The organism is Pseudomonas luteola NBRC 103146 (genome assembly GCF_002091675.1).
In the GTDB taxonomy this organism is placed as follows: domain Bacteria; phylum Pseudomonadota; class Gammaproteobacteria; order Pseudomonadales; family Pseudomonadaceae; genus Chryseomonas; species Chryseomonas luteola.
In genome coordinates this window covers 152497-178268 of the sequence record NZ_BDAE01000002.1, presented here as the reverse complement: position 1 = coordinate 178268, position 25772 = coordinate 152497, and the positions used below count along the sequence as shown (strand labels likewise).

Annotated in this window: 21 protein-coding genes and 1 pseudogene; 11 read left to right on the top strand and 11 right to left on the bottom strand. The window is 60.2% G+C overall.

Annotated elements, in window-relative coordinates:
• Positions 1–9: 9 nt before the first annotated feature.
• Positions 10–1626, bottom strand: coding sequence for a catalase (locus PLU01S_RS03195; RefSeq protein ID WP_010795800.1), 1617 nt, complete (start codon positions 1624–1626; stop codon positions 10–12).
• 425 nt (positions 1627–2051) lie between these two features.
• Between PLU01S_RS03195 and PLU01S_RS03190 the strand changes: the two genes are divergently transcribed.
• From PLU01S_RS03190 to xopAW, 3 genes are all read left to right on the top strand, one after another.
• On the top strand, positions 2052–2816 hold the full coding sequence (locus tag PLU01S_RS03190) for a response regulator (protein ID WP_073450417.1): 765 nt from the start codon (positions 2052–2054) through the stop codon (positions 2814–2816).
• 3 nt (positions 2817–2819) lie between these two features.
• The gene (locus PLU01S_RS03185) at positions 2820–3929 is read left to right on the top strand and encodes a sensor histidine kinase (RefSeq protein ID WP_074822046.1); all 1110 of its coding nucleotides are present in this window, start codon (positions 2820–2822) and stop codon (positions 3927–3929) included.
• Positions 3930–4046: 117 nt separating this feature from the next.
• The gene (xopAW, locus tag PLU01S_RS03180) at positions 4047–4748 is read left to right on the top strand and encodes an EF-hand domain-containing protein (RefSeq protein WP_074822043.1); all 702 of its coding nucleotides are present in this window, start codon (positions 4047–4049) and stop codon (positions 4746–4748) included.
• A 45-nt stretch (positions 4749–4793) separates the two neighbouring features.
• On the opposite strand, the gene PLU01S_RS03175 is transcribed toward xopAW, so the two are convergent.
• Together PLU01S_RS03175 and PLU01S_RS03170 are read right to left on the bottom strand one after the other, a co-directional pair.
• Complete coding sequence (locus PLU01S_RS03175) at positions 4794–5873, bottom strand: zinc-binding metallopeptidase family protein (protein ID WP_074822040.1); 1080 nt, start codon at positions 5871–5873, stop codon at positions 4794–4796.
• Between the two features lie 66 nt (positions 5874–5939).
• Complete coding sequence (locus PLU01S_RS03170; protein WP_074822038.1) at positions 5940–6119, bottom strand: hypothetical protein; 180 nt, start codon at positions 6117–6119, stop codon at positions 5940–5942.
• A gap of 351 nt (positions 6120–6470) precedes the next feature.
• Between PLU01S_RS03170 and PLU01S_RS03165 the strand changes: the two genes are divergently transcribed.
• The gene (locus PLU01S_RS03165) at positions 6471–6761 is read left to right on the top strand and encodes a hypothetical protein (RefSeq protein ID WP_010795806.1); all 291 of its coding nucleotides are present in this window, start codon (positions 6471–6473) and stop codon (positions 6759–6761) included.
• A 23-nt stretch (positions 6762–6784) separates the two neighbouring features.
• On the opposite strand, the gene PLU01S_RS03160 is transcribed toward PLU01S_RS03165, so the two are convergent.
• The 8 genes and pseudogenes from PLU01S_RS03160 to PLU01S_RS26520 form a co-directional block, all read right to left on the bottom strand.
• On the bottom strand, positions 6785–7486 hold the full coding sequence (locus PLU01S_RS03160) for a response regulator (RefSeq protein WP_010795807.1): 702 nt from the start codon (positions 7484–7486) through the stop codon (positions 6785–6787).
• Between the two features lie 60 nt (positions 7487–7546).
• Positions 7547–10192 (bottom strand): sensor histidine kinase, encoded by a 2646-nt coding sequence (locus tag PLU01S_RS03155; RefSeq protein ID WP_074822033.1) that lies wholly within the window; start codon positions 10190–10192, stop codon positions 7547–7549.
• Positions 10189–10734, bottom strand: a complete 546-nt coding sequence (gene kdpC, locus PLU01S_RS03150; RefSeq protein ID WP_074822030.1) for a potassium-transporting ATPase subunit KdpC — start codon at positions 10732–10734, stop codon at positions 10189–10191. The genes PLU01S_RS03155 and kdpC overlap by 4 nt, the downstream gene beginning before the upstream one ends.
• Before the next feature lie 28 nt (positions 10735–10762).
• Complete coding sequence (kdpB, locus tag PLU01S_RS03145) at positions 10763–12808, bottom strand: potassium-transporting ATPase subunit KdpB (protein ID WP_074822027.1); 2046 nt, start codon at positions 12806–12808, stop codon at positions 10763–10765.
• 1 nt (position 12809) lies between these two features.
• A complete protein-coding gene (gene kdpA / locus PLU01S_RS03140) occupies positions 12810–14510 on the bottom strand; it encodes a potassium-transporting ATPase subunit KdpA (protein ID WP_074822025.1) in 1701 nt (566 codons plus the stop codon).
• Between the two features lie 10 nt (positions 14511–14520).
• Positions 14521–14610, bottom strand: a complete 90-nt coding sequence (gene kdpF / locus PLU01S_RS03135; RefSeq protein WP_010795812.1) for a K(+)-transporting ATPase subunit F — start codon at positions 14608–14610, stop codon at positions 14521–14523.
• A 151-nt stretch (positions 14611–14761) separates the two neighbouring features.
• Positions 14762–15490 (bottom strand): methyl-accepting chemotaxis protein, encoded by a 729-nt coding sequence (locus PLU01S_RS26525; protein ID WP_374940298.1) that lies wholly within the window; start codon positions 15488–15490, stop codon positions 14762–14764.
• Positions 15491–15622: 132 nt separating this feature from the next.
• Positions 15623–16327: pseudogene (locus PLU01S_RS26520) on the bottom strand (cache domain-containing protein); the annotation flags it as partial.
• Positions 16328–16642: 315 nt separating this feature from the next.
• Here PLU01S_RS26520 and PLU01S_RS03125 point away from each other — a divergent pair.
• From PLU01S_RS03125 to PLU01S_RS03095, 7 genes are all read left to right on the top strand, one after another.
• Positions 16643–17536, top strand: coding sequence for a chemotaxis protein (locus PLU01S_RS03125; RefSeq protein ID WP_074822021.1), 894 nt, complete (start codon positions 16643–16645; stop codon positions 17534–17536).
• Positions 17537–17618: 82 nt separating this feature from the next.
• Positions 17619–17897 carry a DUF3820 family protein gene (locus tag PLU01S_RS03120; protein WP_083397824.1) on the top strand — a complete coding sequence of 93 codons (279 nt, stop codon included), beginning with the start codon at positions 17619–17621 and terminating at the stop codon, positions 17895–17897.
• 177 nt (positions 17898–18074) lie between these two features.
• A complete protein-coding gene (locus tag PLU01S_RS03115; protein WP_074822019.1) occupies positions 18075–20198 on the top strand; it encodes a TonB-dependent siderophore receptor in 2124 nt (707 codons plus the stop codon).
• 93 nt (positions 20199–20291) lie between these two features.
• The gene (locus PLU01S_RS03110) at positions 20292–21020 is read left to right on the top strand and encodes a DUF4198 domain-containing protein (RefSeq protein WP_074822016.1); all 729 of its coding nucleotides are present in this window, start codon (positions 20292–20294) and stop codon (positions 21018–21020) included.
• Positions 21021–21144: 124 nt separating this feature from the next.
• The gene (locus tag PLU01S_RS03105; protein ID WP_233432115.1) at positions 21145–22905 is read left to right on the top strand and encodes a sensor histidine kinase; all 1761 of its coding nucleotides are present in this window, start codon (positions 21145–21147) and stop codon (positions 22903–22905) included.
• A complete protein-coding gene (locus PLU01S_RS03100; RefSeq protein ID WP_074822012.1) occupies positions 22902–24236 on the top strand; it encodes a sigma-54-dependent transcriptional regulator in 1335 nt (444 codons plus the stop codon). Before PLU01S_RS03105 ends, PLU01S_RS03100 begins: the two co-directional genes overlap by 4 nt.
• A gap of 189 nt (positions 24237–24425) precedes the next feature.
• Positions 24426–25736 (top strand): MFS transporter, encoded by a 1311-nt coding sequence (locus PLU01S_RS03095; RefSeq protein WP_010795820.1) that lies wholly within the window; start codon positions 24426–24428, stop codon positions 25734–25736.
• Positions 25737–25772: the final 36 nt, after the last annotated feature.

The following is a 25772-nucleotide window of genomic DNA, read 5'->3' as shown; positions in this document are numbered from 1 at the left end:
TTGGGGAAATTACTTGACGCTGTCAGTCATGACGCTGGCCTGCGTGGGATTGCTTTTGCTATCCCCTTCCGGCTCGCCGGTGTCATAGAGGGTCACGTCCAGATCCTGGCCCGGTGCCGGACGGCCTTCCAATGGCGGCAGTGCCTTGGCCTTTTCGATATCAACACCCACACCGTCGGCCAGACGCTGACCGTAATCCGGATCGCAATGCCAGAAATGCCAGATCATCCGCAGCTGGATGTTTTCCGGGCACTGCTTCAGATCGCCTGTGATGTTGTTGATCAGGTCCTCACGCTCCCAGTCCTCGAAGGTGCGATAGCGGTCCCCGGCCTGCTTGTAATCCGCCGCGGTCTTGGTGGTCTGATAACGTCCCAGATGCCCTTCGACCCACTGGTGGTAGTCCTTCTTGGGCTTGGGTGCTTCACGCAGACCGCCCTGGGTGCTGGGCTCGTAGTTCACATGAGGGTTTTCTCCACCATTATCCACGTTGTAGGCCATGAAGCCGTCGCGCTGGTTGGTGGCTACCGTGGTTTTCGCCGCATTGATCGGGAGTTGCAGGTAGTTGGCGCCTACGCGATAACGTTGGGTATCTGAATACGACAGCGTCCGGCCCTGCAGCATCTTGTCGTCGGAGAAGTCGATACCGTCTACCAGCACGCCAGTACCAAAGGCAGACTGCTCGGTCTCGGCAAAGACATTGGACGGATTGCGATTCAGGACGATTCGGCCTACCGGCAGCAGCGGAAACTTGTCTTCCGGCCAGCGCTTGGTGTCATCCAGTGGGTCAAAGTCCAGGTTCAGGTGCTCATCCTCGGACATGACCTGAACGCACATTTCCCACTCGGGAAATTCACCGCGCTCAATGGCGTCGTACAGGTCGCGGGTGGCATGCCCTACGTCATTTTTCTGGATTTCAGCAGCCTGCTCGCTGGTCAGGTTCTTCACACCCTGCTTGGGTTCGAAGGAGAACTTGCACAGTACCGCTTCACCCTTGTCATTCACCAGTTTGTAGGTGTTTACGCTGGAGCCCTGCATGTTGCGATAGGTAGCCGGGCGACCCCAGGGGCTCTTGACCCAAGTCACCATGTGCAACGCTTCAGGATGATGCTGCACAAAGTCATAGAAGCGCCAGGGCTCTTGACGGTTGCTGATAGGGTCCGGCTTGAACGCGTGGATCATGTCCGGAAACTTGATCGCATCACGGATAAAGAAGACCTTGAGGTTGTTACCGACCAGGTCCCAGTTACCGTCTTCAGTATAGAACTTGATGGCAAAGCCACGGGGGTCCTGAGCTGTCTCGGGCGATTCCTTGCCACCGATCACGGTGGAGAAGCGCAGGAAGATAGGCGTCTGAACGCCGGTCTTGGTGAGCACCTTGGCTCGGGTGTATTTGCTGGCAGGCTCGTCGCCGATCTTGCCATAGGGTTCGAAATAACCATGCGCCGCCGTACCACGGGCATGCACGACGCGCTCCGGGATGCGCTCGCGGTCGAAATGGGTAATCTTTTCGATGAACTGATAGTTTTCCAGCGTAGCCGGGCCGCGCTCGCCTACGCTGCGCAGGCTCTGGTTGTTACTGACAGGGTGCCCCTGACGGGTTGTGAGTGTTTTCTGTTCGTCAGCCATAGCGATTTCCAAGCCTAAATTCACGGTTGTTGGAGTTATTTAGGTCTGGAAAGCTACGGGGAGTTCGGCCAAGCGAAGCGCCATTAGGCGGACATAGCATGACAATCAGGTGTCAGGCAGCATGGCAAAGTGCCGATGAGAACGGTCTGGCAAACCGCCCTGCCAAAAGCGCATGAATAGCTGGAGCCCTTGCCCAGCCTGCCTTCGGGCATGGTTTGAGCGCTTGGAAACAGGGGTTATTCGAAGTTGGCTTTCGCCTTTATTCAAGCGACTTCATTGATAACGTTAAACCCATCCATTAGTTCTTCTTATCGGTCGAGTGTATCGGTTTGTAAAGAAGAGGTAAGGTCAGCCGCTACCTATAGATGCCGGTAGGGCGACTCGCTAGCATTCCGGCCCTGCCTTTTTGTTTTCGCCAGGTATCTATGGACCGCCAGCCTTTTCCTGCATCGCCCGTTGCCGATGAGCCCAGCCGCTGGACGGCCAGGGTCTTACTGGTCGATGACGACGCCCCCATGCGCGAGCTGATCGGTGATTATCTGGCGCGCTTCAATCTGTATGTCGACGGCGTAGCCAGTGGCGCTGAGATGCGGCAGAAGCTGGGCGGCAATAGCTACGACATCATCATTCTGGATCTGATGTTGCCTGGTGAAGATGGATTGTCTCTGTGCCGGTGGCTGCGTCAGGACAGCAGTATTCCCATCCTGATGCTGACGGCCCAATCGGAACCCATGGACCGGATCATCGGCCTTGAGCTGGGTGCCGATGACTACATGGCCAAACCCTTCGAACCACGGGAGCTGGTCGCCCGTCTTCAATCCGTACTGCGTAGAACTCAGGATACGCGAGGCGTACGCCGGAATGTTGCACGCACGCATATCCGCTTCGATGGTTGGAAGCTCGATGGAGTGCGGCACCAGCTGCACTCACCGGACGGCATGGTCGTTCCGTTATCCAACGCCGAGGTGCGAATGCTCTGGGTATTTATCGATCACCCGCGTCAGGTGCTCAGCCGCGACAAGCTACTGGATGCCACTCGTGGACGCGCCATCGAGGCGTTCGATCGGAGTATCGACCTGCAAGTCTCACGGTTAAGGCAAAAGCTGGGAGACGACCCCCGCTCACCAACGCTTATCAAGACAGTGCGCGGCGAAGGCTACCTGTTCGACGCCCAGAAAATCGGAAACTGACCCGTGCGCCGTCTGGACACCTTATTTGCGCGTCTGTTCGGCGTACTGGTCATTGCCATCGTACTGGGCCACCTGCTGGCCTTCGCCTGGTTCCATTATATGGGAAGGCAGCCCGGCCCACCCCTGCTGCCGCCAGGCGCTGAGTCTCGTCTACCACCATCCGCGATCACAGCATTCAGTGGTCCTCGCCCTCCGCCGCCTTTTACCAATCCATCGCTCCCGCCTCCTGCCGGACCGCCGGTTTCGGCACTAGGTCAGCTTGGCTGGATGTTGGGCGGACCGTTCCCCTTCCAGTTAGGCACTCTGCTGGTTGCTGCCTGGATCAGCGCCCGTCTGCTGACCCGCCCTATCAGCCGTCTCACCGCGGCAGCGCAGGACCTGAGCGATAACCTGGACAGCCCTCCCATACCGGAAACGGGCCCTCACGAAACCCGTGAAGCGGCACGGGTGATGAACCAGATGCGCGAACGCATCGTAGCGCAGATCCAGCAACGCGGACGGATGCTGGCGGCGGTTTCCCATGATCTGCGTACACCACTGGCCCGCGTGAAGCTCAGGCTGGAAGACATCGATGATCCTCAACTGCGCAGCCGTGTAACGCAGGATGTGGACGACATGATCAACTTGCTCAACGCAACACTGGAGTACCTGCGCGAGCAACGCAGTGAAGAGCCCTGGGTGCTGTTCGATATTCAGGCTCTGGCTGAATCACTGACGGAAAACGCCCTGGATGACGGAGCCGATGTATCGCTGAGTGGCCAGTGCAAGCCTGTTCGGACCCAGGCCATGGCCCTGCGCTCATGCCTGACCAACCTGCTCGATAATGCGCTACGCTACGGAGGTAGCGCCGAAATCGTATTGAAGGAGCATCCTGACTCCATAGAAATACAGGTGCGCGATCACGGTCCCGGCATTTCTGCCCAATACCGCGAGGCAGTATTCGAGCCGTTTTTCCGCCTGGAAGGCTCCCGTAACCGTAACTCCGGCGGCGTGGGGCTGGGCCTTGCTATTGCGCGGGAGTCCATTCAAAACCAAGGCGGCACGTTGCGCCTGGAAGAAACCCCAGGTGGCGGTCTGACCGCCCTTATCATGCTGCCGATACGCTCAGCATGATGCCTTCAACCGCTGTGTATCTCGCCAGATACACAGTCACGATACCCACGACATACTCATGCGCGAAGCTTGAACCTGAGAACTCCCCTTAGCCCTTTCTCAGCCAGGTAGCCCGTCATGATCAGTGGAATAGGTAGCAGTCATTCCAGCTATTTCAGCAGTTACACTGCTAACAAGAACAGTACCACCGTACCCGCCAGCACCACGAGTGATGATGAAAACCCACTCAAGAATCTGTTCAAGGCCCTGGATGCCGACGGTGATGGTTCGATCAGCCAGAGCGAGCTGACCGCAGCCGCCTCCAGCAGCGGAGAGAGTGACGACAGCACGGCAATTGATGTCGACCAGCTGCTCAGCCTGATGGATCAGGACAGCAGCGATAGCATCAGCCAACGTGAATTTGCCAGTGCATTCGCACCACCACCGCCTCCCCTGCCGGTAGCTGATGCAGACAGCGACGATCTGGCCGACGAGCTGATCGTCAGCCTGGATGCTGATGCCAGCGGTACACTCAGTACCCTCGAACTGGCCGCTCTGGACGACACTAACAGCACGTCGCTGATGTCCGCACTGGACGAAGACGAGAACGGAGAAGTCAGTCAGGATGAATTGAGCCGTGCATTGCAGGCCTCAATGATGGCGCACACGGACAATGACGACAGCAGCACGTCTGGTACGGTCAGTGCAGCCAGCACCTCATCAACAGCCGCCAATGATGCCGTTAACCTGCTGGCACAAACGGTGATCCGCAAGTACCAGAACGTTAGCAACTATTCATTGGATGCGTCCAAGGCGTCCCGGATCAGCGTATCGGTCTGAGTGGACACGAGGCCATTCTCCGAATGGCCTTTCTCTACGGGATCACTATCCGTTCACAGGCTTGCCGATCAGGTATTCCGTCAGCGTTCGGGCGCAGGCATCCATACCGTCATGCAGGACCACCTCATAGCCATGGGTATTTTCAGTTGGGATGGCGATACACCCTGCCTTACCTTTCGAGCCGGAACTGAGTATGGCACTGGCATCGGAAGCAAAATCCGGCATGAGCGCCGGTTGCGGATTGAGTCCGCAACGCTCGGCAGCCTGCAACAGATCGTCCGTTACGGATTTCGAGTAAAACCCTTTTTCATCACCGGTCAGCACAATCGGGTCGGCGCTAAGCTGCGTATCGTATTCCTCGGCGATAGGCCCCACCTCGACGGCAATGACAATTTCACCGGGTAGCGTTCGGGCTGCATATTGAGCACCGCCATTGGTTTCCTCCTCCTTGGTCGTAAAGACAAACACGGCATCGCGCTTGAGGAGGGAACGGCGCGCAGCCGTCAACGCAGCAGCCTTGAGCGTCGCCACGATAGGCGCACGGTCATCCAGAAAATGGGCTGCGATAGCGTCATTAACATTAAAGGACTGGCGCCAATGTTGACTCAGTACAACTCGTGTACCAGCCCGTATGCCTGCTTCGCCCAGCTCATCCTTCGAGCGCCGGGTAAGCACATGCACATCCTTCCACTGCACATTGCCGCTGAGCACATCGGCTCCTTGAGGCGATTCGGGCGTGGCGTGCATGGTTCCGAATGACAGTACACCTGGCAGCAGGGCATGCTCACCCATGATATCGACCGGGCACATGCCAAAGTTCACCGGAAAGGCCCCGCCCAGTGCGACGACGCTCAACGTACCGTCAGGGTTGACGCGTTTGACGACCATGGCGATTTCATCCTGGTGCGCCATGATCACGACGCTGCGCTGTGCAGCCTCTTCCCGGGAAATCTCCTCGGTGGCCCGCACGACCCCGATTACGTTATCGGCCGCGTCGACCCATACCTCATCACAGCTGCGCTTGAGCTCACGCAGGCAGATGCGCCTGACTTCATCCTCCTGCCCGCCCGGGCCTCGAGCCAGAAGCAGCTCTTCCAGCAGTTTCAGATCCTCAGCGTTCGCCATGCCTTACCTTCCTGCTCCGGGCGACCTGCCGGGCAGGCCGCCAACCTTCAATCGCGCCCTATTGCCTTACTTGCCGCTGTTGGCGTCCTGGTTGTCCTGGCCGGTGGCGTCGTCCTGGGGCGAGTGCATCTGGATGGATGCCTTCTCGGAGCTGGATTCGCTGGATTTGTCATCGGAGCTGCCAAAGCAGCCACTGAGCAGCACGGCACATAGGGTGAGTCCGACCATGCCTATTCTGGAAACCATCTTTCTACCTCCACGTCGATTTCCGGACCCGTCAATACCAGGGTCCGTACAAGAAAGTCGACCGTCGATCGTTCTGGATGGTTCGAATTGAGGTGAGGGAAACCGGATACAGGCAGTGCCTCTTTCGTGACACAGGTCAACCCCATCGGTCAGTCTTTCACACTTTTTTGACAATTGGATGATTTCAAATCGCTACCCTGCCGTTTCATTCATTGAAAGGGAGCCTTTACGTGCCCAAGACGTATCCGCTCATCTCCAAAATGAACCATTACCGGTACGGGGTATGGTCGACCAGATCGGGAAATGGCATATTGCCATACCACGATTTATTTGATGATTGAGAAGTACATCATGTCTCTAGCACCCAGTACCGATCAGGTAATCAGTACCCCTCGCCGTGCCCGTCGTACCAAGCACTACGAATCCCAGTACGACTTTCACAATCGCTTGCTCACCCGGTGTGAAGACCGGATCGAAGAACTTGGCATGCTCGACAATATAAGTCGGGATGAAAAGATGACTCACCTGCAGAACATCGAACTGCTGGCCAATACCGTCTTGGCCCAGACTGAAGAAGAGGACCTGATCAAGCGCGCTCAGGCTGCACTTCAGTACAGTCGCGAGCAGATGCTCGAAGCGTGATCCGCCAGCGCCCAGGGATGGGCTCAGGCATCGTGCCTGTCACGTAGCCGGTAACCCACCCCAGGCTCGGTGATGATGTACTGCGGAGCAGCAGGGTCGTCGCCCAGTTTCTGCCGCAAGTGCCCTACCACGACACGCAGATAGTGGGTGTCCTCGACATGGGACGGGCCCCAGATTTCCCTGAGCAGATGTTGCTGGGTCACCACGCGCCCCAGATGACGAGCAAGGTGTTCAAGCACTGCATATTCCTTGCGCGTCAGGGCGATGTCACTGTCCTGCACCGTGACGCGGCGAAAGGCAAAATCTACCTTGAGCGCTCCTAGGCTCAGGGCTGACTCTGTCTGCGGCTGGGCCACACCCTGCCTTAACAATACCCGTACCCGGGCCAGAAACTCCTGAATGCCGAAGGGCTTGGTGACGTAGTCATTCGCCCCTGCATCCAGTGCACGGACCTTTTCCTGCTCATCCGCCCGAACCGACAGAATAAGTACCGGTACGGACGACCATTCACGAATTTCCCTGAGGATGGTCTGCCCATCTTCATCCGGCAGACCCAGATCCAGCACGACCAGATCAGGCCGCTCCAGTGCCGTCTTGGCCAATCCTTCTGCACCGGTGGCAGCCTCGATGACCCGATAGGTTTGGGCCGTCAGGCTGATGCGCAGGAATTTGCGAATCTGCGGCTCGTCATCGACGATCAGGATCAAGGGTGCATTTGTGGTCATGGAAGCCTTCAGAAAAAGCGAACACTTGCCGCATGCTACGTTATTGAAAGGCGAAACGCCTCAGCCCTCGCTGTCGCCGAGCGGTTGTGGATGCAGCGGCAGATGCAGGGTCAAGGTCGCCCCCCTTCCGTCAAGGCCGGTATCAACAGTCACGCGACCGCCGTGCGCGCCCACCATGCCTTGGCAGATTGCCAATCCCAGCCCTGTACCCTGTCCGCCTCTATCACCCCGTGCGGCGGTGTAGAACATATCGAAAATCCGGGCACGTTCCGCCTCTGGAATACCGGGGCCCTGGTCGCTCACAGCCAAGCGGATCTCTTTATTGTCATGCTCGACCGCAACGCGCAGGCGCCCGTGCTCCGGGGAAAACCGCGCCGCGTTTTCCAATACGTTGATCAGGGCCTGTTCGATCAGGGCAGGATGCACATAGAGCAGCGGCATATCGAGGGGAACCGACGTTTCGACATGCAGCGGTGCCAGTACAGGCTTCAGTCGGCTCAGGGCGCTGGCCACGACGTCGCCTGGGGAGACCCAGTCGCGGGCCAGCTGCAGCCCGCCATGACCCAACCGGGTCATGTCGAGCAGGTTCTGGATATACCGATCCAAACGTTCGGCTTCGAGACGTGTCGTGTCCAGAAGCGATTGGCGATCCTCGGCGCTGATGCTGTCGCCCAGCGTGGCCAATGTGTCGATAGAGCCGCGCATGGCGGTAAGCGGGGTGCGCAGGTCATGCGATACGGAGGCCAGCAAGGCGCTGCGTAGCTGCTCGGTTTCCCCATGCAGGCGTGCAGCCTCCAGGTCTTCGGCCAGACGCGCCCGCGCCAGCGCCTGGGCCAGCGGCTGACCCAGCGCAGCAAACAGCCGGCGCTCCTCGGCGCTCAGGCTCCTGCCGTCTTTCAAGGCAATACCCAGCAGCGCCAGAGGGCCCTCTTCGGATGCCAGGGGCCACCACCACCAGCGCCCATGGGGCAAGGTATCCGTTCCATGGCCCGCTGGCTGCTCGTGCTTCCACGCCCAGTCAGCCGCGGCACGCTCGCTTTCATTCAGGACGCTGGCGGTCCCAGCCTCGACATGCCACTGCTCATGGCTATCCCGGCTCATCAGACAGACCTCGATGTCGGTGGAACTCAGCTGCTGCGCCGCAGCCTTCAGTACCGCCTGCCGGTCAGTGGCGGCCGTCAGCTTGCGGGAGAGCTCCAGCAGGGCGCCGGTTTCGGTCTGGGCCTGTCTGAGGCTGTTCAGCTGCCCTCGCTGGCGGGCCGCCAGATTGCCGGTGAGCGTTGCCATGAACAGAAAGAACATGAGCGTCAGCACATCCTGTTCACGTTGAATGGTGAATGAGAACAACGGTGGGATGAACAGAAAGTTATAGGTCAGAAAACTCAGGACCGCGCACAGGATGGCCGGACCACGGCTACTGCGAATGGCGACCAGCAAAACGGCGGTCAGGAACACCAGCGAAATATTGGGAAGCTCAAGCAGGCTGGAGGCGGCCTTGGCCAGAAGGGCAGCGCCCACGGTAGCACCGATCGCCAGCAGGTAATCCCGGCCATTGCGTTGGGGCACCTTTGGCAGGGAGGTGCCCACCTCCTCACGGGCATCCAGCACACTGATCTCAAGCCCCGCCTCGAACTGTAGCAAGCGCGAGGCCAACCCAGTACCAAACAGACGGCGAACCCAGGTGGGCCGGCTGCGCCCAACCATCAACAGGCTGGCCCGCGTTTCCACGGCGTAATTCACCAGGGATTTCGCCACCTCTCCGGCCCGTAGAATGATCACTTCGCCCCCGAGCCGCTCGGCCAGACGCTGGGCGGCTTGCAGGCGGGCGCGCTCGGCCTCGTCCTGTGTCCGCCCGGTCTCGACATGTACCAGGCTCCACGGCAGGTGCCGGCGCTCCGCCACTCGACTCGCATGGCGCACCAGCCGCTCCGCCTGGCCGTCACCGTTGACCGCTACCAGCAGACGCCCCAGGAGCGCCGGAGCATCCTCCCCCTGGGCGCGATAACGCCGGGCCAGATCCGAGTCGACCCGCGCCGCTGCCGTCTGCATGGCCATCTCGCGCAGGGCAGTAAGGTTGGTCTGGCTGAAAAAGGCATCGATGGCAGCCCGCGCCTGCTCGGGCACATAGACCTTACCCTCGCGCAGCCGCTCCAACAGCTCGCGCGGCGGCAGGTCGATCAGAACGATCTCATAGGCATCCTGCAACAGCCGGTCCGGCACGGTCTCGCGCACCTGTACGCCGGTCACATCACGAACCTGATCGTTCAGGCTTTCCAGATGCTGGACGTTGACGGTGGTGTAGACATCGATCCCGGCGGCCAGGAGCTCTTCGATGTCCTGCCAGCGCTTGGCGTGGCGGCTCCCCGGCGCATTGGTATGCGCCAGCTCATCAACCAGCACGAGCCGGGGTGGATTGGCGAGTACACCGTCCAGATCCAGCTCCGCCAGATGCATGCCCCGGTAGTCGTATCGCCGTAGCGGTTGTTGCGTAAGACCGGCGACCAAGGCTTCGGTCTCCGCGCGTCGGTGGGTTTCCACAACGCCGATCCGCACGTCCACGCCCTGTCGCTGCAAAGCCTGGGCGGCCTGGAGCATGGCGTAGGTCTTGCCGACACCGGGCGCCGCGCCCAGGAATACCTTTAGCCGGCCACGTCCTTCGGCGTGGTCGGCAAGCAGTGCATCGGCGCGCTCGGCGGCATCGGTCATCGCGTACGCTCATCTAGGGCCAGATTAAGTTGCAGCACATTAACCACTGGCGGCCCGATCAACGAGCGTTCCGTATGCTCGACGACCAGTTTTTCCAGCTCATCGGCCGGTATGCCACGCGCCTGGGCTATCCGGGCGATCTGATAACGGGCGGCAGCCGGTGGCAAATCCGGGTCAAGCCCGCTGCCCGACGTCATGACCAACGCCAGCGGCGCCGGACCACTGCCCTGCTCATTCCCCAGCGACTCGGCGATTCGCTGTACCAGTGCCGGGTTGGACGCCGCGAGATTGCTCGCACTGCTGGACACCGTGGCAAAATCACCCGCCGAGGGACGCGGGTGAAACCATTGGTTTCCAGTAAAGGGCTGTGCGATCAATGCCGAGCCGATGACCTGACCCGCCGGGTTGCGAATCAGACTTCCATTGGCCTGGCTGGCAAAGGCGGCCTGTCCGACACCAGCGACCACCAGCGGGTAGGCCACGCCAGTGATCAGACTCAGGACCAGCATCATGGACAGGGCGGGACGAACGTGCGCAAACATAACGATTCTCCTAAGGAAGACCGGCCGCTCAGGCCAGCCCTGCGGCAGTCAACAGCATATCGATCACCTTAATGCCCACGAATGGCACCAGCAGACCGCCGAGGCCGTAGATCAGCAGGTTACGGCGCAGTAATTGGCTAGCATTGGCGGCCTGGATACGCACGCCGCGTAGCGCCAGGGGGATCAGCACCACAATGATCAGGGCATTGAACACAATGGCGGACAGGATCGCGCTTTGCGGACTGTGCAGGCCCATCACGTTAAGCGCGCCCAACTGCGGATAAATACTGGCGAACAATGCTGGCAAGATGGCGAAGTATTTGGCCACGTCATTGGCGATGGAAAAGGTGGTTAGCGCACCACGTGTAACCAATAGCTCCTTGCCCACCTGCACGACGTCCAAAAGCTTGGTAGGGTCGGAGTCCAGATCCACCAGGTTGGCCGCTTCGCGAGCCGCCTGGGTGCCGTCGTTCATGGCCATGCCCACATCAGCCTGGGCCAGCGCCGGAGCATCGTTGGCTCCATCACCGCACATGGCGACCAGCTTGCCGTCCGCCTGTTCCTCACGGATGCGGGCCAGCTTTTTTTCAGGCGTGGCTTCGGCGATCACATCATCGACCCCCGCCTCGGCCGCAATCGCCGCGGCGGTCAGCGGGTTGTCACCAGTCACCATTACCGTGCGGATACCCAGCTTGCGCAGCTCGGCGAAACGCTCACGGATGCCGGGCTTGACCACGTCCTTCAGGTGAATGGCTCCGAGCAGTTGTCCATCGGCGCAGACCAGTAGCGGTGTTCCGCCATCCTTGGCAATGCGGTCGATCTCGCGGGCCAGCACATCGGGCAGTTGGCTACGTGTCATGCCCAGAAAACGCAGCACGGCGTCCACTGCCCCCTTGCGGTAGACGTGGCCGTCCCAATCAATACCGGACAGGCGTGTCTCGGCGCTAAAAGTGATTGGCGTGACCGCATCACGGGCAGGCTCGTTCATGGGATGTAGGGCCCGCAGGTATTCGACAATGGATTTGCCCTCAGGGGTATCGTCCACCAGTGACGCCAGCAGGGCGCCTTCAGCCAGCTGTTTGGCCGTGATACCGCTTGCCGCATACATGGCGCTGCACCGGCGGTTGCCAAAGGTGATGGTGCCGGTCTTGTCCAGCAACAGCGTATGCACGTCCCCGGCAGCCTCCACAGCACGGCCGGATTTGGCAATCACGTTCAATCGCACCAGACGATCCATCCCGGCAATGCCAATGGCCGAAAGCAGGCCGCCAATGGTGGTCGGAATCAACGTCACCAGCAGTGCCGCCAGGTACAGCATGGGCAGATCGCCACCGGCATAGCGAGCAAAGGGCTGAAGCGTGGCGACCACCAGGAGAAAGATCAGAGTCAGGCCGATCAACAGGATATCCAGCGCGACCTCGTTAGGCGTCTTCTGCCGTTTGGCCCCCTCCACCAGGGCGATCATCCGGTCTAGCGTAGATTCGCCCGGATTGGTCGTGATGCGTACCAGCAGCCAGTCCGAGACAATCTGGGTATTGCCGGTTACGGCCGAGCGATCCCCGCCGGACTCACGGATGACCGGGGCGGATTCGCCTGTAATAGCCGCCTCGTTGACAGCAGCGATCCCCTGGACGACCTCACCATCTCCCGGAATCAGCTCACCTGCCTCGACGCGGACCACATCTCCTTTGCGCAACCCCACGGCCGGCACCATTTCGAACAGACCGTCCGCGGTCTGGCGACGGGCCATAAGGTCCTGCCCTACGCCTTTCAGGCTATCGGCACGCGCCTTGCCGCGTCCTTCGGCCAGGGCTTCGGCAAAGTTGGCAAAGAGCACCGTGAACCACAGCCACAAAGTGATTTGTACGGCCACGGCGGTACTCACCCCGGCTTGCGGCAAAAAGCACAGCACGGTGGTGAAGACGGCAGTCAGCTCCACGACGAACATGATCGGCGAGCGCACCAGCTGCCGTGGGTCCAGCTTCACAAAGGCCTGGACCAGCGCGGCCTGCCAGAGCGGTTTGCCGGGCGCAGGCGCAGCGGCAGCAGTGGTCGGTTGGGTATGCATGTTCATATCAATGTCCACCGAAAAGCATCAGTTGATCGGCAATCGGCCCAAGGGCCAGGGTCGGCAGGAAGGTCAGGCCACCTACCAGAAGGATGGTCAGGGTTAGCAGCGTGACGAACAGCGGGCCGTGAGTAGGAAAGCTGTTTGGTCCCTGCGGTACGGTACGCTTGGCGGCGAGGCTCCCGGCAATGGCCAGTACCGGCAGGATGTAGCCATAACGGCCAAGCAGCATGGCCAGCCCCTGCATCAGATTGTGAAAGGACGTGTTGGCACCGAACCCGCCAAAGGCCGAGCCGTTATTGGCGGTGGCGGAGGTATAGGCATAAAGCAATTGGCTGAAGCCGTGGGGGCCGGGGTTGCTGATGGCCGATACCGGTCCCGGCAGGCTGATGGCCAGAGCCCCCAGCACCAGCACGCCCAGCGGCATGACCAGGAGTGTTGCCACCAGCAGGCGAACCTCCCGTGCTTCAAGCTTCTTGCCCAGGTATTCCGGGGTGCGCCCCACCATAAGCCCGGCCAGGAACACCGCAATCAGGACGTTGAGCAACATGCCGTAGAGCCCGGCGCCTACCCCGCCAAAGATAACCTCGCCCAGCATCATATTGAACAATGCCACCAGCCCGGACAGCGGCGAAAGGCTGTCATGCATTGCATTGACTGACCCGTTGGAGGCCGCCGTGGTGGCAACCGACCAGAGCACCGAGGCTGTGATGCCAAAGCGGCTTTCCTTGCCCTCCAGCGAGGCGCCCTGCTCAACCGCCAGCGAGGCCAGAGCCGGATTGCTCTGCCATTCGGACCACAGCGATACGCCTATGCCGATCAGCAAAAGGCCCAGCATGCAGGCCAGAATCGCCCGGCTCTGCCGCAGATCCTTCACATAATGGCCAAAGGTAAACACCAGTGCGGCCGGGATCAGCAGCAGCGAGACCATTTCCAGGAGATTGCTCAGCGCCGTCGGGTTTTCGAAGGGGTGCGCGGAGTTCACGCCGAAAAAGCCACCGCCATTAGTGCCCAACTGCTTGATGGCGATTTGACTGGCGGCTGGCCCCAGCGGCAAGGCTTGCGTACCGCCCTGGACCGTCTTGGCGTCGATATAGGCCGAAAAAGTTTGCGGAACGCCCTGCCAGATCAGCAACACGGCCAGCACCAGGCTGAGCGGTAGCAGGATATAGAGCGTCGCGCGGGTCAGGTCGACCCAGAAATTACCCAGTGCCAGCGCGCTGCGGCGGGTAATGCCGCGGCTCAAGGCTACCAGCACGGCAATCCCGGTCGCAGCACTTACGAAGTTTTGTACGCCCAACCCTACCATCTGACTGAAATACGACAGCGACGCCTCACCGCTGTAGGCCTGCCAGTTAGTGTTGGTGACAAAGCTGATCGCCGTGTTCAGTGCCAGGGTCCATTCAAGACCCGGCAGATGCTGCGGATTGAGCGGCAGATACGCTTGCTGCAGAAGCATCAGAAACAAGGCCAGCAAGCCGACCAGATTGAACATGAGCAGTGCCAGGGCGTATTGCTGCCAGCTCTGCTCATGATGGGAATCGACTCCGCCAAGGCGATAGCCCACCCGCTCCAGCGGCGCCAGGACCGGGGTAAGCCAGGTGCGCTCGCCTTCGAGGGCACGGTAGAAAAAACGCCCCAGAAGAGGCGCTGGCGCTAGGAACAACGCCAAAAACAGGAAAATCAACAAGCCATCGGCAGTGCTCATGGTCGTGGCCTCACGAACGGTCGGCGCGCATCAGCGCCACCAGCAGGTACACGAACAGGCCCACGGCCAATAGCAGGCACAGGCTATCCAGAACGCTCATGACTCTCTCCTTTACGCGGCACGACCGCTGATGGAGAGCATTGTCGGGAGGAGTCCTGTAAAGGATCGAGACGTAAGCCCCCAGGGAGGCGTAAAGAAAGCGTTAAGAAATGCAGGGCGACCCGTCAGGACCGGCCCTGCAAGGGAAGGTATTACACCTTGAACTGGCCGAGCAGATGACCCAACTGATCGGCAATGCCACGCAGCTGCTGGCTGGCCTGACTCGTCTGCACGCTCGCCGTGGCGTTGGTTTGAGCAAGGCCGGCCACCTGCACGACGCTCTGATTAATCTCCTCCACCACATGGGACTGCTGCAGGGTAGCGCTCGCAATCGAGGCGTTTACCGCTGCAAGGTTACGCAGGGTCTGGTTGATCTGCTCAAGGCTGTCGCTGGCCTGACCGGCCTGCTCGATGGTGTGCTGCGAAGCCTGCCGGCTCTCCTGAATGACCCGAACCGCCGCGCCTGAATTGGCCTGCAGCCGCTCGATCATGGCATGAATTTCCTGGGTGGACTTCTGCGTGCGCTGTGCCAGAAGCCTGACCTCATCGGCCACTACCGCAAACCCGCGCCCCTGCTCACCGGCACGTGCTGCCTCGATAGCAGCGTTAAGGGCCAGGAGGTTGGTCTGGTCGGCAATGGAGCGGATCACGTCCAGTACGGTGCCGATCTGGGTACTCTCCTGCGCCAGTGATTCAATGACCTGGGCGGCCTGAAGAATGGTATCTGACAACCCTTCGGTCTGGTGGAGGCTGGTCTGGATACTGACCTGCCCCTGATCGGCCCGACGCTCAGCACACTGCACCTCGCCTGAGGCCTGCTCGGCGTGGCGGGCCACGTCCTGGATGGCATGCGTCACTTCATTGATAGCCGTGGCGAGCATATCCATCTGCTGGGTCTGGGTATCGCTGTGCCGCTGGCTTTGGGCCGCAATGGCACCCAGCTCGCCTGAATGACGATCCAGCGAATGAGCAGCCGTCAGTAGCTGACGAATGAGTTCACCCAAATGCTCCGAAAACCGGTTGAAATGGCGGCCCAGCTCAGACAACTCGTCACGGCCCGACGTGTCGAGCCTGTGGGTCAGGTCGGCCTCGCCACTGGCGATACTGGCCATTGCCCTGACGGTCGACGTCAGCGGTCGGGTAATGCTGCGCTGAATGAGAAAGATCAAGACGCCCATGAGCACTACGATGACGGCCCCGACGCCTGCCGTCTGCCAGACCTGTGCGCGAAACTCGACCTGCAGATCATCCAGGTAGACGCCTGTTCCCAGTACCCAGCCCCAGGGCTCGAACTGCTTGACGTAGGAAACCTTGGGCACCGGCTCACTGGCACCGGGCTTGGGCCAACGGTAGGCCACAACCCCACCGCCGTTTTTTGCCACGACTACCATCTCATTGAACAGCGCTTTGCCGTCAGGATCTTTATAGGTAGAAAGGTCCTGCCCGTCGAGCTTGGGGTTCATCGGATGCATGACCATGCGCGGTTGCAGATCATTGACCCACAAGTAGTCGTTGCGACCGTAGCGAAGCGCTTTGAGCACAGCCAAGGCGCCTTGCTGCGCCGCCTCGCGACTGAGCGTACCGCCCGCTTCCAACGCCTGAAAATGCGTGAACACACCTAGAGCGGTTTCGACCACATGCTGCGTCTTTTCGGCCTTGCCCTGATAGAGGTGCTCATAGGACGCCCTGAGCGTCAGCGCGCCGAAGGCCAGCAGCATCAGGGCCGCGACGGTCAGGATCAACCACAGACGCGCACGAACGGGGTATTTGCGTAAGACATCCATGCAACAGGCTCCTGTTTATTCTTGTTGAAGCTCACATGACATGACGGTGCCCGGACTCTTTTTCGGGCTGTCTTTGGATTCATCGACTCCCTTTCGGGGATCTGAAGCCCGACCCGATGACTGGCTACGCTCGCCCGGCCAGTGGCTCTTTGGGCGGATGCGACAGAATGAAGCAAACTTTCGCCTAAACCTTCGCGTCTATTGGCCGATAGTCCTGGCAGCCAAGTTGAACTCCTGAACAGGTCGCACATGCCCAAGCACAATCCGTCCGATGACTCCCTCTCGCTGCTGCTGTTCTCATTGCGCAGCGGAAAGCTCATGGCCATCAACCTGCTCAAGGTCAGCGAAATCATTCCGTGCCCGCCCCTGACGCGCATGCCTGAGTCGCATCCACATGTCAAAGGCGTCACGACCCTGCGAGGCGCCTCGCTATCGGTGATTGACCTGAGCCGTGCCATTGGCGAACAGCCCCTGGTCGACCCTTCTGGCGGCTGCCTGATCGTGACCGAGATCAGCCGTACCAAGCAGGCGCTACACGTCCAGAACGTTGCCAAGATCATTCACTGCCGGTCGAGCGACATCATCCCGCCCCCCTTCGGCTCGGGTAGTCGCGCCTTTGTCACCGGCGTGACCCAAGTGGAAGGCACGCTGGTTCAGGTGTTGGATATCGAAAAGGTTATCCACGGTATTGCACCGCCTGCCATACCGCAGACGCCTTCGGCCCTGAACGAAGAAGATATCGAAGCCCTGGAGGCAACGCGTATCTTGATCGTGGATGACAGCCAAGTCGCGCGCAACCTGTCGCTTCATGCCTTGCAGACATTGAATATCCGCTGCCATGTTGCCCGCAGCGGCAAGGAAGCCATTGAAAAGCTTCTAGAGCTACAAGGTACAGATGATGAGATCAACGTGGTTGTCTCCGACATTGAAATGCCGGAAATGGACGGCTACGCCTTTACCCAGAGCCTGCGCGAGAGTCCGGACTTCAGCAGTCTCTACGTACTGCTGCATACGTCACTGGACAGCTCCATGAACAGCGACAGGGCCAAGAAGGCAGGTGCCAACGACGTACTCACCAAGTTCTCTCCACCGGAGCTGACCCGCTGCGTGATTCGAGCGGCCCATGCCGTTCAGGGGCGCTGACCTCGCCTGTCAGCCTCGATACGGTAGAATGTCCGGGTCCGGTGAAGATCCGGGCATTCCAACCGTTACCCTGTGAGGCTTTATGGACCCGAAGGATCTGCAACTGCTGGTGACCCGTGAAATGCCCTATGGCAAATACAAGGGTCGCGTCATTGCCGATCTACCCGGCCATTACCTCAACTGGTTTGCCCGCGAAGGATTTCCCAAGGGCGAAATCGGCCGCCTGATCCAGCTGATGCAGGAGATCGACCACAACGGTCTGTCACCGCTGCTCGAACCGCTGCGCAAAGCGCACCCGCCCAAGTCTGGAACCCGCTTTCCAGACAAGCCCCCGCGACCCAAGCGGTTCTCCTTCGACTAGCCGTCTTTCTTCCGCCTGAACACCTGAGGCGTTAGGACAGCGCGTTCCGTGCTCGTTGCATTCCAGACGACGCAATCAAGTTGCTATCAACTCGTTATTGATAACGATTATCATAATATATAGCATCCGCATCCTATCTCCGCGTCTGGCGGTTCTTACCAAGGAAAAGAAGAAGAAATGCGGCGTCTTATCGTCCCCGTGCTCTCTCTGCACGCCTTCACCTGCTATGCCCAGGAAACCCCATCCGACTCCGAGCCAGCCTCGTTATTGCAGATGGAAATCACAGCCAACGTGACCGAAAGCGCTCAAGGCCCCGTTGAGGGTTATCGGGCAACCCGTTCGGCCAGTGCCACCCGTACCGATACGGCCATCCACGAGACGCCGCAGTCCATTAGCGTAGTGCCGCGTCAGGTCGTAGAAGATATTGGTGCTACCCGGCTTGAAGATGCCCTGGACTACGCGGGTGGCGTAGAGCGAGGCAACAACTTTGGCGGACAGGGTCTGACTGAGTTCCTGGTGCGGGGCTTTAGTACCCAGGAGTTCTACCGCAACGGCTTTGCCGTCAACCGTGGCTATCCCAACATGCCGGATGCCAGCACGATCGAGCGCCTGGAGGTACTTCGTGGCCCTGCATCCATGCTGTATGGCCGAGGCGACCCGGGCGGCACGTTCAATATTGTCAGCAAGCAGCCCCAGGCCGATCGGAAAACCGTTCTGGGCAGCCAGTTCAACACCCAGGGGCTGCGCCGCGGCACGCTGGACACCACCGGTGCACTGGATGAAAACGCCGAATTTACCTATCGCCTGAATCTGGTGGCTGAAGGCAGCGACAGCTTTCGTGACCATGTGGAAAGCGAACGGTACAACGTAGCGCCCGTGCTGCGCTGGCAGCTGAGCGACCGTACCGCTGTGATCCTAGAGGGCGACTATCTGCACAACCGCCATCCTATGGATCGGGGCGTTACCCGTTATGCCACCCAGGCCGGTCAGCTTCCACGCGATCGTTTCCTGGGCGAGGAGGACGCTGGCAAACTTCGTAATGAAAACGCCACCACCCAGCTGCGTCTGGAACACCAGCTCAATGACGACTGGGCCATTCGTGGCGGCGTGCAGTATCTCGACGGTAGCCTGGACGGCGGCGCCGTAGAGAACAATGGGCTGGCAGCCGATGGCCGCACCATTGGCCGGAACTATAGCGAGCGCACCCTGGAATGGGACGATATAGCCTTTCAGACCAACGTTGAAGGCCACTTCAAGACCGCGGGCTTTGCTCACACCCTGCTGGCTGGTGTCGAGTACGACGATTTCAATTACACATCCTTTATCCGCCGCTCCAGCGGCAGCGTCAGTGCCTTCCCGCTCGACCTCTATGCGCCGGTGTATGGCCAGCCGCTGCCTGCCCTGACCCGTACGACCACCCATGATGACGAGAACCTGAAGTCTTACGCGCTGTACCTGCAGGATCAGGTCGAACTTACCGACCGGCTCAAGGCCCAGGTTGGTGCGCGGCTGGAGCGCTTCGAGCAGCAGTACACGAACTACCTGTCCGCATCAGGCAGCTGGGAGCAAGCATATAACGCCGTCTCGCCTCGCTTCGGCCTGGTGTATGACCTGACCGACTCGCTGGCCGTGTATGCCAACACGGCTCGCTCGTTCAAGCCCAACCGGGGCGCCGATCGCAGCAGCCAGGCCTTCGACCCGGAAAAAGGCATCGCCTACGAGACTGGCATCAAGTACGACGTGCCGGAGCATGACCTGAGTATTACGGCAGCCCTGTTCCATATCACCAAGGAAAACGTCCTCACATCGGACCCGCTCGACAGCAATTACCAGATTGCGGCAGGCGAAGTGCGCAGCCGTGGCTTCGACCTCAGCCTGGCTGGCAATATCACGCCGCAATGGCGCGTTATTGGCGGTTATGCCTATGTCGATGCCGAAGTGACCAAGAGCACGACGTCTACCATGCCCACCGGCAGCCGTCTGGCAAACGTTCCCAAGCACAGCGTGAATCTGCTCAATACCTATGAATTCGATTCGGGTCTGTTGAGCGGGCTGGGCGTGGGCGTAGGGCTCAAATACGTAAGCGACCGCAAGGGCAGCACCTCGTCCACGGCGTTCGACATGTCGTCCTATAGCGTGGTCGACTTGCTTGCCTATTACCCGCTGACCGACCGTATTCGCCTGAACCTCAACCTCGACAACGTCTTCAACGAGGAATACGACGAGCGTGCCTGGGGTTCGATCTGGGCCTACCCCGGGGCGCCACGCACCCTGCAGGCCGGGGTTTCCATCACCTTGTAAACCGAACGCGGCGTGTGCCGGATTCATCGCCTGCACACGCTTCGCTTTTATCGAAACGCTGTATCCCGTCACGCTCGCTACAGGAACCTCGACATGAATACCAAGCACACCCTGGTGGCCGCCACCCTTGCGTTGTCCGTTTTCAGCGGCTCGCTGTTTGCCCATGCGCTCTGGCCGGAGGAGCGCCGCGGCCAGATCGAAGTAGTCTTTGGCGAAGGCGCCGAAGAGGACGCCTATGACCCTGCACGGATTTCCGGTGCCTGGGCATACGACACCTCCGGCAAGCCCGTACCGATCACGGTTGAAAAGCAGAGCGACCATGCGCGTCTGAAACCGGCCGCTACACCAGCGGTGCTGGCGGTTGCACTGGACAATGGCTATTGGGCACAAGGCCAGGACAAGAAGTGGGTGAACAAAGGGGCAACTGAGGTATCGGGCGCCCTCGCCTCAGGACGCTATTACAAGTACAGCCTCGCGGTTATGGAAAAAGACGCCAAGCTGCCCTCTCTGGACGCACTTAAATTCGCCATTATTCCTCAGCGCGATCCATTGGCCGTAGAGCCGGGTGAGACGCTGGAGGTGCAAGTCCTGCTCGACGGCAAGCCCGCCTCCGGTATCAAGCTGTACGACGATGTGATCAACGACCCTGATCACGTCAGCGTCACGACCGATGCCCAGGGCCGGGCACAGATTACGGTGCGCCATCATGGTCGTAACGTGATCGGCGCCAACACGGAGGTCAAGCAGGACGACCCCAACGGCCGCGTGCGCGGGATGTTTTCCACCCTGGTCTTTGTCAGCCCGAGCGACCACCACCATTGATGCCGACGTAGACCTCTGAAACAGCCTCGTCACCAAAAAGCCGTTCAAGTGCATTTCGGTGACTGGGCTGCCAGTACCGGCCGAACGCAGTATGATCCGTGCTCCGCTGATCGCGAAGTCTGCCATGCGCCTGTCCCGTTCCTCGCGTCTGTTCGTTGCCTCGCTCGTCATCGTGGCCGGTGCCGTGCTGGTGGCCTATGCCGCCACACGTCAGGCTGAGCGCTATGCCCTGCGCGAAGCCGGTGCCCTGAGCGAAGAGCAGCTGCACCTTTATGCCCGCAACCTGCAAACCCTGATCGACCGCTACCGCTCCTTACCCGCCGTTCTGGCACTTGATCCCGAGATGAGCCAGAGTCTGGCCGGGCCCCTGAGTACCGAAGCCCAGCATCGGCTCAACCTTAAGCTCGAACAGCTCAACCGGGCCGCTGGCTCATCCACGTTAGAACTGCTTGACCGCACGGGCCTTGCCGTGGCTGCCAGCAACTGGCGCCTGCCCACCAGTTATGTAGGGCATAACTACGGGTTTCGCCCCTATTTTCTACAGACGCGCACCCGGGGAGCGGGTCGTTTCTATGCAGTAGGCGTCACCACAGGCATACCCGGCTACTTTCTCTCCCAGGCGGTGACGGCCGATGACGGCACCTTTCTTGGGGCCATTGTGGTCAAGCTGGAGTTTCCAGAGCTTGAACACTCCTGGAGCCAGCAGCCGGATATCATCCTGGTAAGCGATGCGCGTGGAATCGTGTTTATCGCCAACCAGCCGGGGTGGCGCTATCGCATCCTCGAGTCGCTAAGGCCCGATGACCATGCCGAACTTGAGGAGACCCGGCAGTACAACCGTCAGCCCTTGTTGCCGCTCACTTATCAGCCCATGAACACCCTGGCGCAGAATCAGCGCCTCACCCGGGTCCACGGCCCCCTGGGCGTGCAGGATTTTCTCTGGACCTCACTGCTCCTCACCGAAGAAGGCTGGACGCTGCACCTGCTGCGTGACCGCTCTCGTCTTCCTGCCACGGCCCAGACCACGGGCCTTGCGGCCGCCGGTGCCTGGTTTGCCCTGGTCTTCGCCCTGCTCTTTCTTCAGCAGCGGCGGCGCCTGGCCCGTGAGCGCCAGCGCAGCCGTGATGAGCTGGAGCGTCTGGTCGAAGCCCGTACCGCCGACCTGCGAACCGCCCAGGACGGCTTGATCCAAGCCGCCAAACTGGCCGCGCTCGGGCAAATGTCCGCCGCCCTCGCCCATGAGCTGAACCAGCCGCTCACAGCCCAGCGCATGCAGCTGGCCAGCGTTCGCCTCCTGCTCGACCAGCAGCGTCACGATGAGGCTCGCCAGAGCCTTATCCGTATCGATGAACTCCTGGGCCGCATGGCTGCGTTGACCGGTCATCTGAAAACCTATGCCCGCAAGACGCCTGCCGGTCTTCGCGAACCGCTGGATCTGGCCTGCGTGGTAGACAAGTCCTTCGAGCTGCTGGCACCACGTGTCCAGAACGAGCGGGTCGACGTCAGCCTGCGCATGAGCCGACCCGCCAAGGTGCGTGGTGATGCCATCCGTCTTGAGCAGGTGCTCGTCAATCTCCTGCGCAATGCACTGGATGCCATGGCGGACAAATCGATTCGCCAGCTGGATATTGCCCTGACACCCGAGCGAGGCCGTTGGCTACTGTCCGTCACGGATTCCGGCGGCGGGATTGCAGAAGAACATCTGAGCCAGGTTTTCGATCCGTTCTTCACCACCAAGCCGGTCGGTGAAGGATTGGGCCTTGGCTTGGCCGTCTCGTACGCTATCGTCCACGAACTGGGCGGCGAGCTGACGGTTGACAATACGGCCCAGGGTGCGCGTTTTATGTTGACCCTGCCCATGGTGATCGAAGAGGACCCAACATGACGGACCGCGTAATCGTCATCGATGATGAATCCACTATCCGGGAAGCCATTCAGCAATGGCTGCAACTCTCGGGGTTCGAGGTCGCGTTGTATGCCAGCGCCGAGGCCTGCCTGGCGCAGCTGACGCCCGACTTCGCCGGTGTGATCATCAGCGATGTCCGCATGCCCGGCCTGGACGGGCTCTCCCTGCTCGAGCAGCTTCAGACCCTGGACAAGGACCTGCCGGTCATCCTGCTGACCGGCCACGGCGATGTGACCATGGCCGTCGAAGCGATGCGCCAGGGTGCCTATGATTTCCTGGAAAAGCCTTTCAGCCCCGAGGCCCTGCTCGGCAGCCTCAAGCGCGCCCAGGAAAAACGCCGTCTAGTGCTGGAGAACCGGCGTCTGCACGATCACTCGGACCAGAAAGCCCAGCTGGCTGCACGTCTGATTGGCTATTCACGCCCCATGGAAACGCTGCGCAGACAGGTGCTTGAACTGGCCAATACGCCCGTCAATATCCTTCTGCGAGGTGAAACGGGTAGCGGCAAGGAGCTGGTCGCCCGTTGCCTGCATGACTTCAGCACCCGTAGCGCCAAGCCCTTTGTGGCGCTCAACTGTGCCGCCATCCCCGATACGCTGTTCGAGGCGGAGCTGTTCGGGCATGAGAGTGGCGCCTTTACCGGGGCAACCGGCAAGCGGATCGGCAAACTGGAACATGCTAACGGCGGCAGCCTGTTTCTCGATGAGATCGAAAGCATGCCTCTCGCCCAGCAGGCCAAGCTGCTGCGAGTCCTGCAGGAGCAGCAGCTGGAGCGGCTCGGCTCCAATCAGAGCATTCCTGTGGACCTGCGCATCATTGCCGCCACCAAGCCTGACCTGCTGGAAGAAGCCCGTGCCGGCCGGTTCAGAGAGGACCTTGCCTACCGTCTCAACGTAGCGGAGCTTTATCTGCCACCGCTGCGCGAGCGCCGTGAGGACATCCCCCTTCTGTTCGAGCATTTTCTTCAGCAGGCTGCCAAACGTCTGGGCCGCGAGCCCGGCACGCCCAGTGGTAACCAGTTGGCGCGCCTTCTGGCCCATGACTGGCCGGGCAATGTCCGGGAGCTGGCCAACGCGGCCGAGCGGCATGTGCTGGGCCTGGATAGCAGCGCTCCGCAATCAACGGCGGACCTTTCCCTCTATGAGCAAATGGAAGCCTTCGAGGCGCAATGCCTGCGTAATGCGCTGGCCCGGCATAAAGGCGACATAAAGGCGGTACTGGAAGAGCTCAAGCTTCCACGGCGTACCCTCAATGAAAAAATGCAGCGCCATGGGCTGATGCGGGAAGTCTTTCTGGAAACCGACGGCTGACCCAGACGTAACCAGCGGCATAGGCGGAAATCCGCTTATGGTTTAAAGGCCTTCGGCAAGATTCCGCTTACATCCTCCTCTACAACCCGCTGGATACGGCCAGCACCCTGATGGCACGCCTCGTGCAGTCAGGATGACAAGCCGTGCGTTCACGCAGCGGCATACAACAATGATAAGAGAGGATTCCGAATGGAAAGCACCGCCACCCTGGCCGCGGGCGTAACGCCCAAGACCACGTCACAGCGCATCAAATCCATCTTCAGTGGCTCCGTCGGCAACCTGGTCGAATGGTACGACTGGTACGTCTATGCCGCCTTCTCGCTTTATTTCGCCAAGGCCTTCTTTCCGCAAGGCGACCTCACCGCTCAGCTGCTGAACACGGCCGCCATCTTTGCCGTAGGTTTTCTGATGCGTCCCATCGGCGGCTGGCTGATGGGCGTTTATGCCGATAAAAAAGGGCGTAAAGCTGCGTTGATGCTGTCGGTCGTCATGATGTGCGGCGGCTCGCTGATCATCGCACTCACGCCCAGCTATGCCACCATCGGGGTAGCCGCTCCCGTCCTGCTGGTGCTGGCCCGCCTCTTACAGGGGCTTTCCGTGGGGGGCGAATACGGCACCTCCGCCACGTACCTCAGTGAGATGGCGACCAAGGAACGCCGTGGCTTTTTCTCCAGCTTCCAGTACGTCACGCTGATCTCCGGCCAGCTCATCGCCCTGGCAGTATTGATCATCCTGCAGCTGACGTTGACCAACGAGCAGCTGGAAAGCTGGGGCTGGCGCATTCCGTTCCTGATCGGTGCGGCCTGCGCTGTCACCGCGCTATACCTGCGCCGTGGGATGGAAGAAACCGCCTCCTTCAAGAAAAAGGATGAAAGCGTCGTCCAGGAAAGCCTGATGCGTACGCTGATGCGCCACCCCAAGGAGCTGCTGACCGTGGTAGGCCTGACCATGGGCGGCACCCTGGCGTTCTACACCTACACCACCTACATGCAGAAGTATCTGGTAAACACCGTAGGCATGAGCAAGTCCGACTCGACCATGATTTCGGCGGCCACGCTGTTTCTCTTCATGCTGCTGCAACCCGTAGTAGGCGCGTTGTCCGATAAGATCGGCCGTCGCCCCATCTTGATCGCCTTCGGGGTACTGGGCACGATATTCACCGTTCCGATCCTGTCTGCGCTGCACACGATTCAGTCCATGTGGGGCGCGTTCTTCCTGATCATGGCGGCACTGGTCATCGTCAGCGGCTACACCTCAATCAATGCGGTGGTGAAAGCCGAGCTGTTTCCCACTGAAATCCGTGCCCTGGGTGTGGGTCTGCCCTATGCACTGACCGTTTCGATCTTTGGCGGCACCGCGGAGTACGTAGCCCTGTGGTTCAAGAGCATCGGCATGGAGACCGGCTATTACTGGTACGTTACCGGCTGTATCGCCTGCTCACTTCTGGTCTACCTGTTCATGAAAGACACACGAGACCACTCCCGCATTACCCACGAATAATCCTTCCTCCAAAGGCCCCGCAAGGGGCCTTTTTTG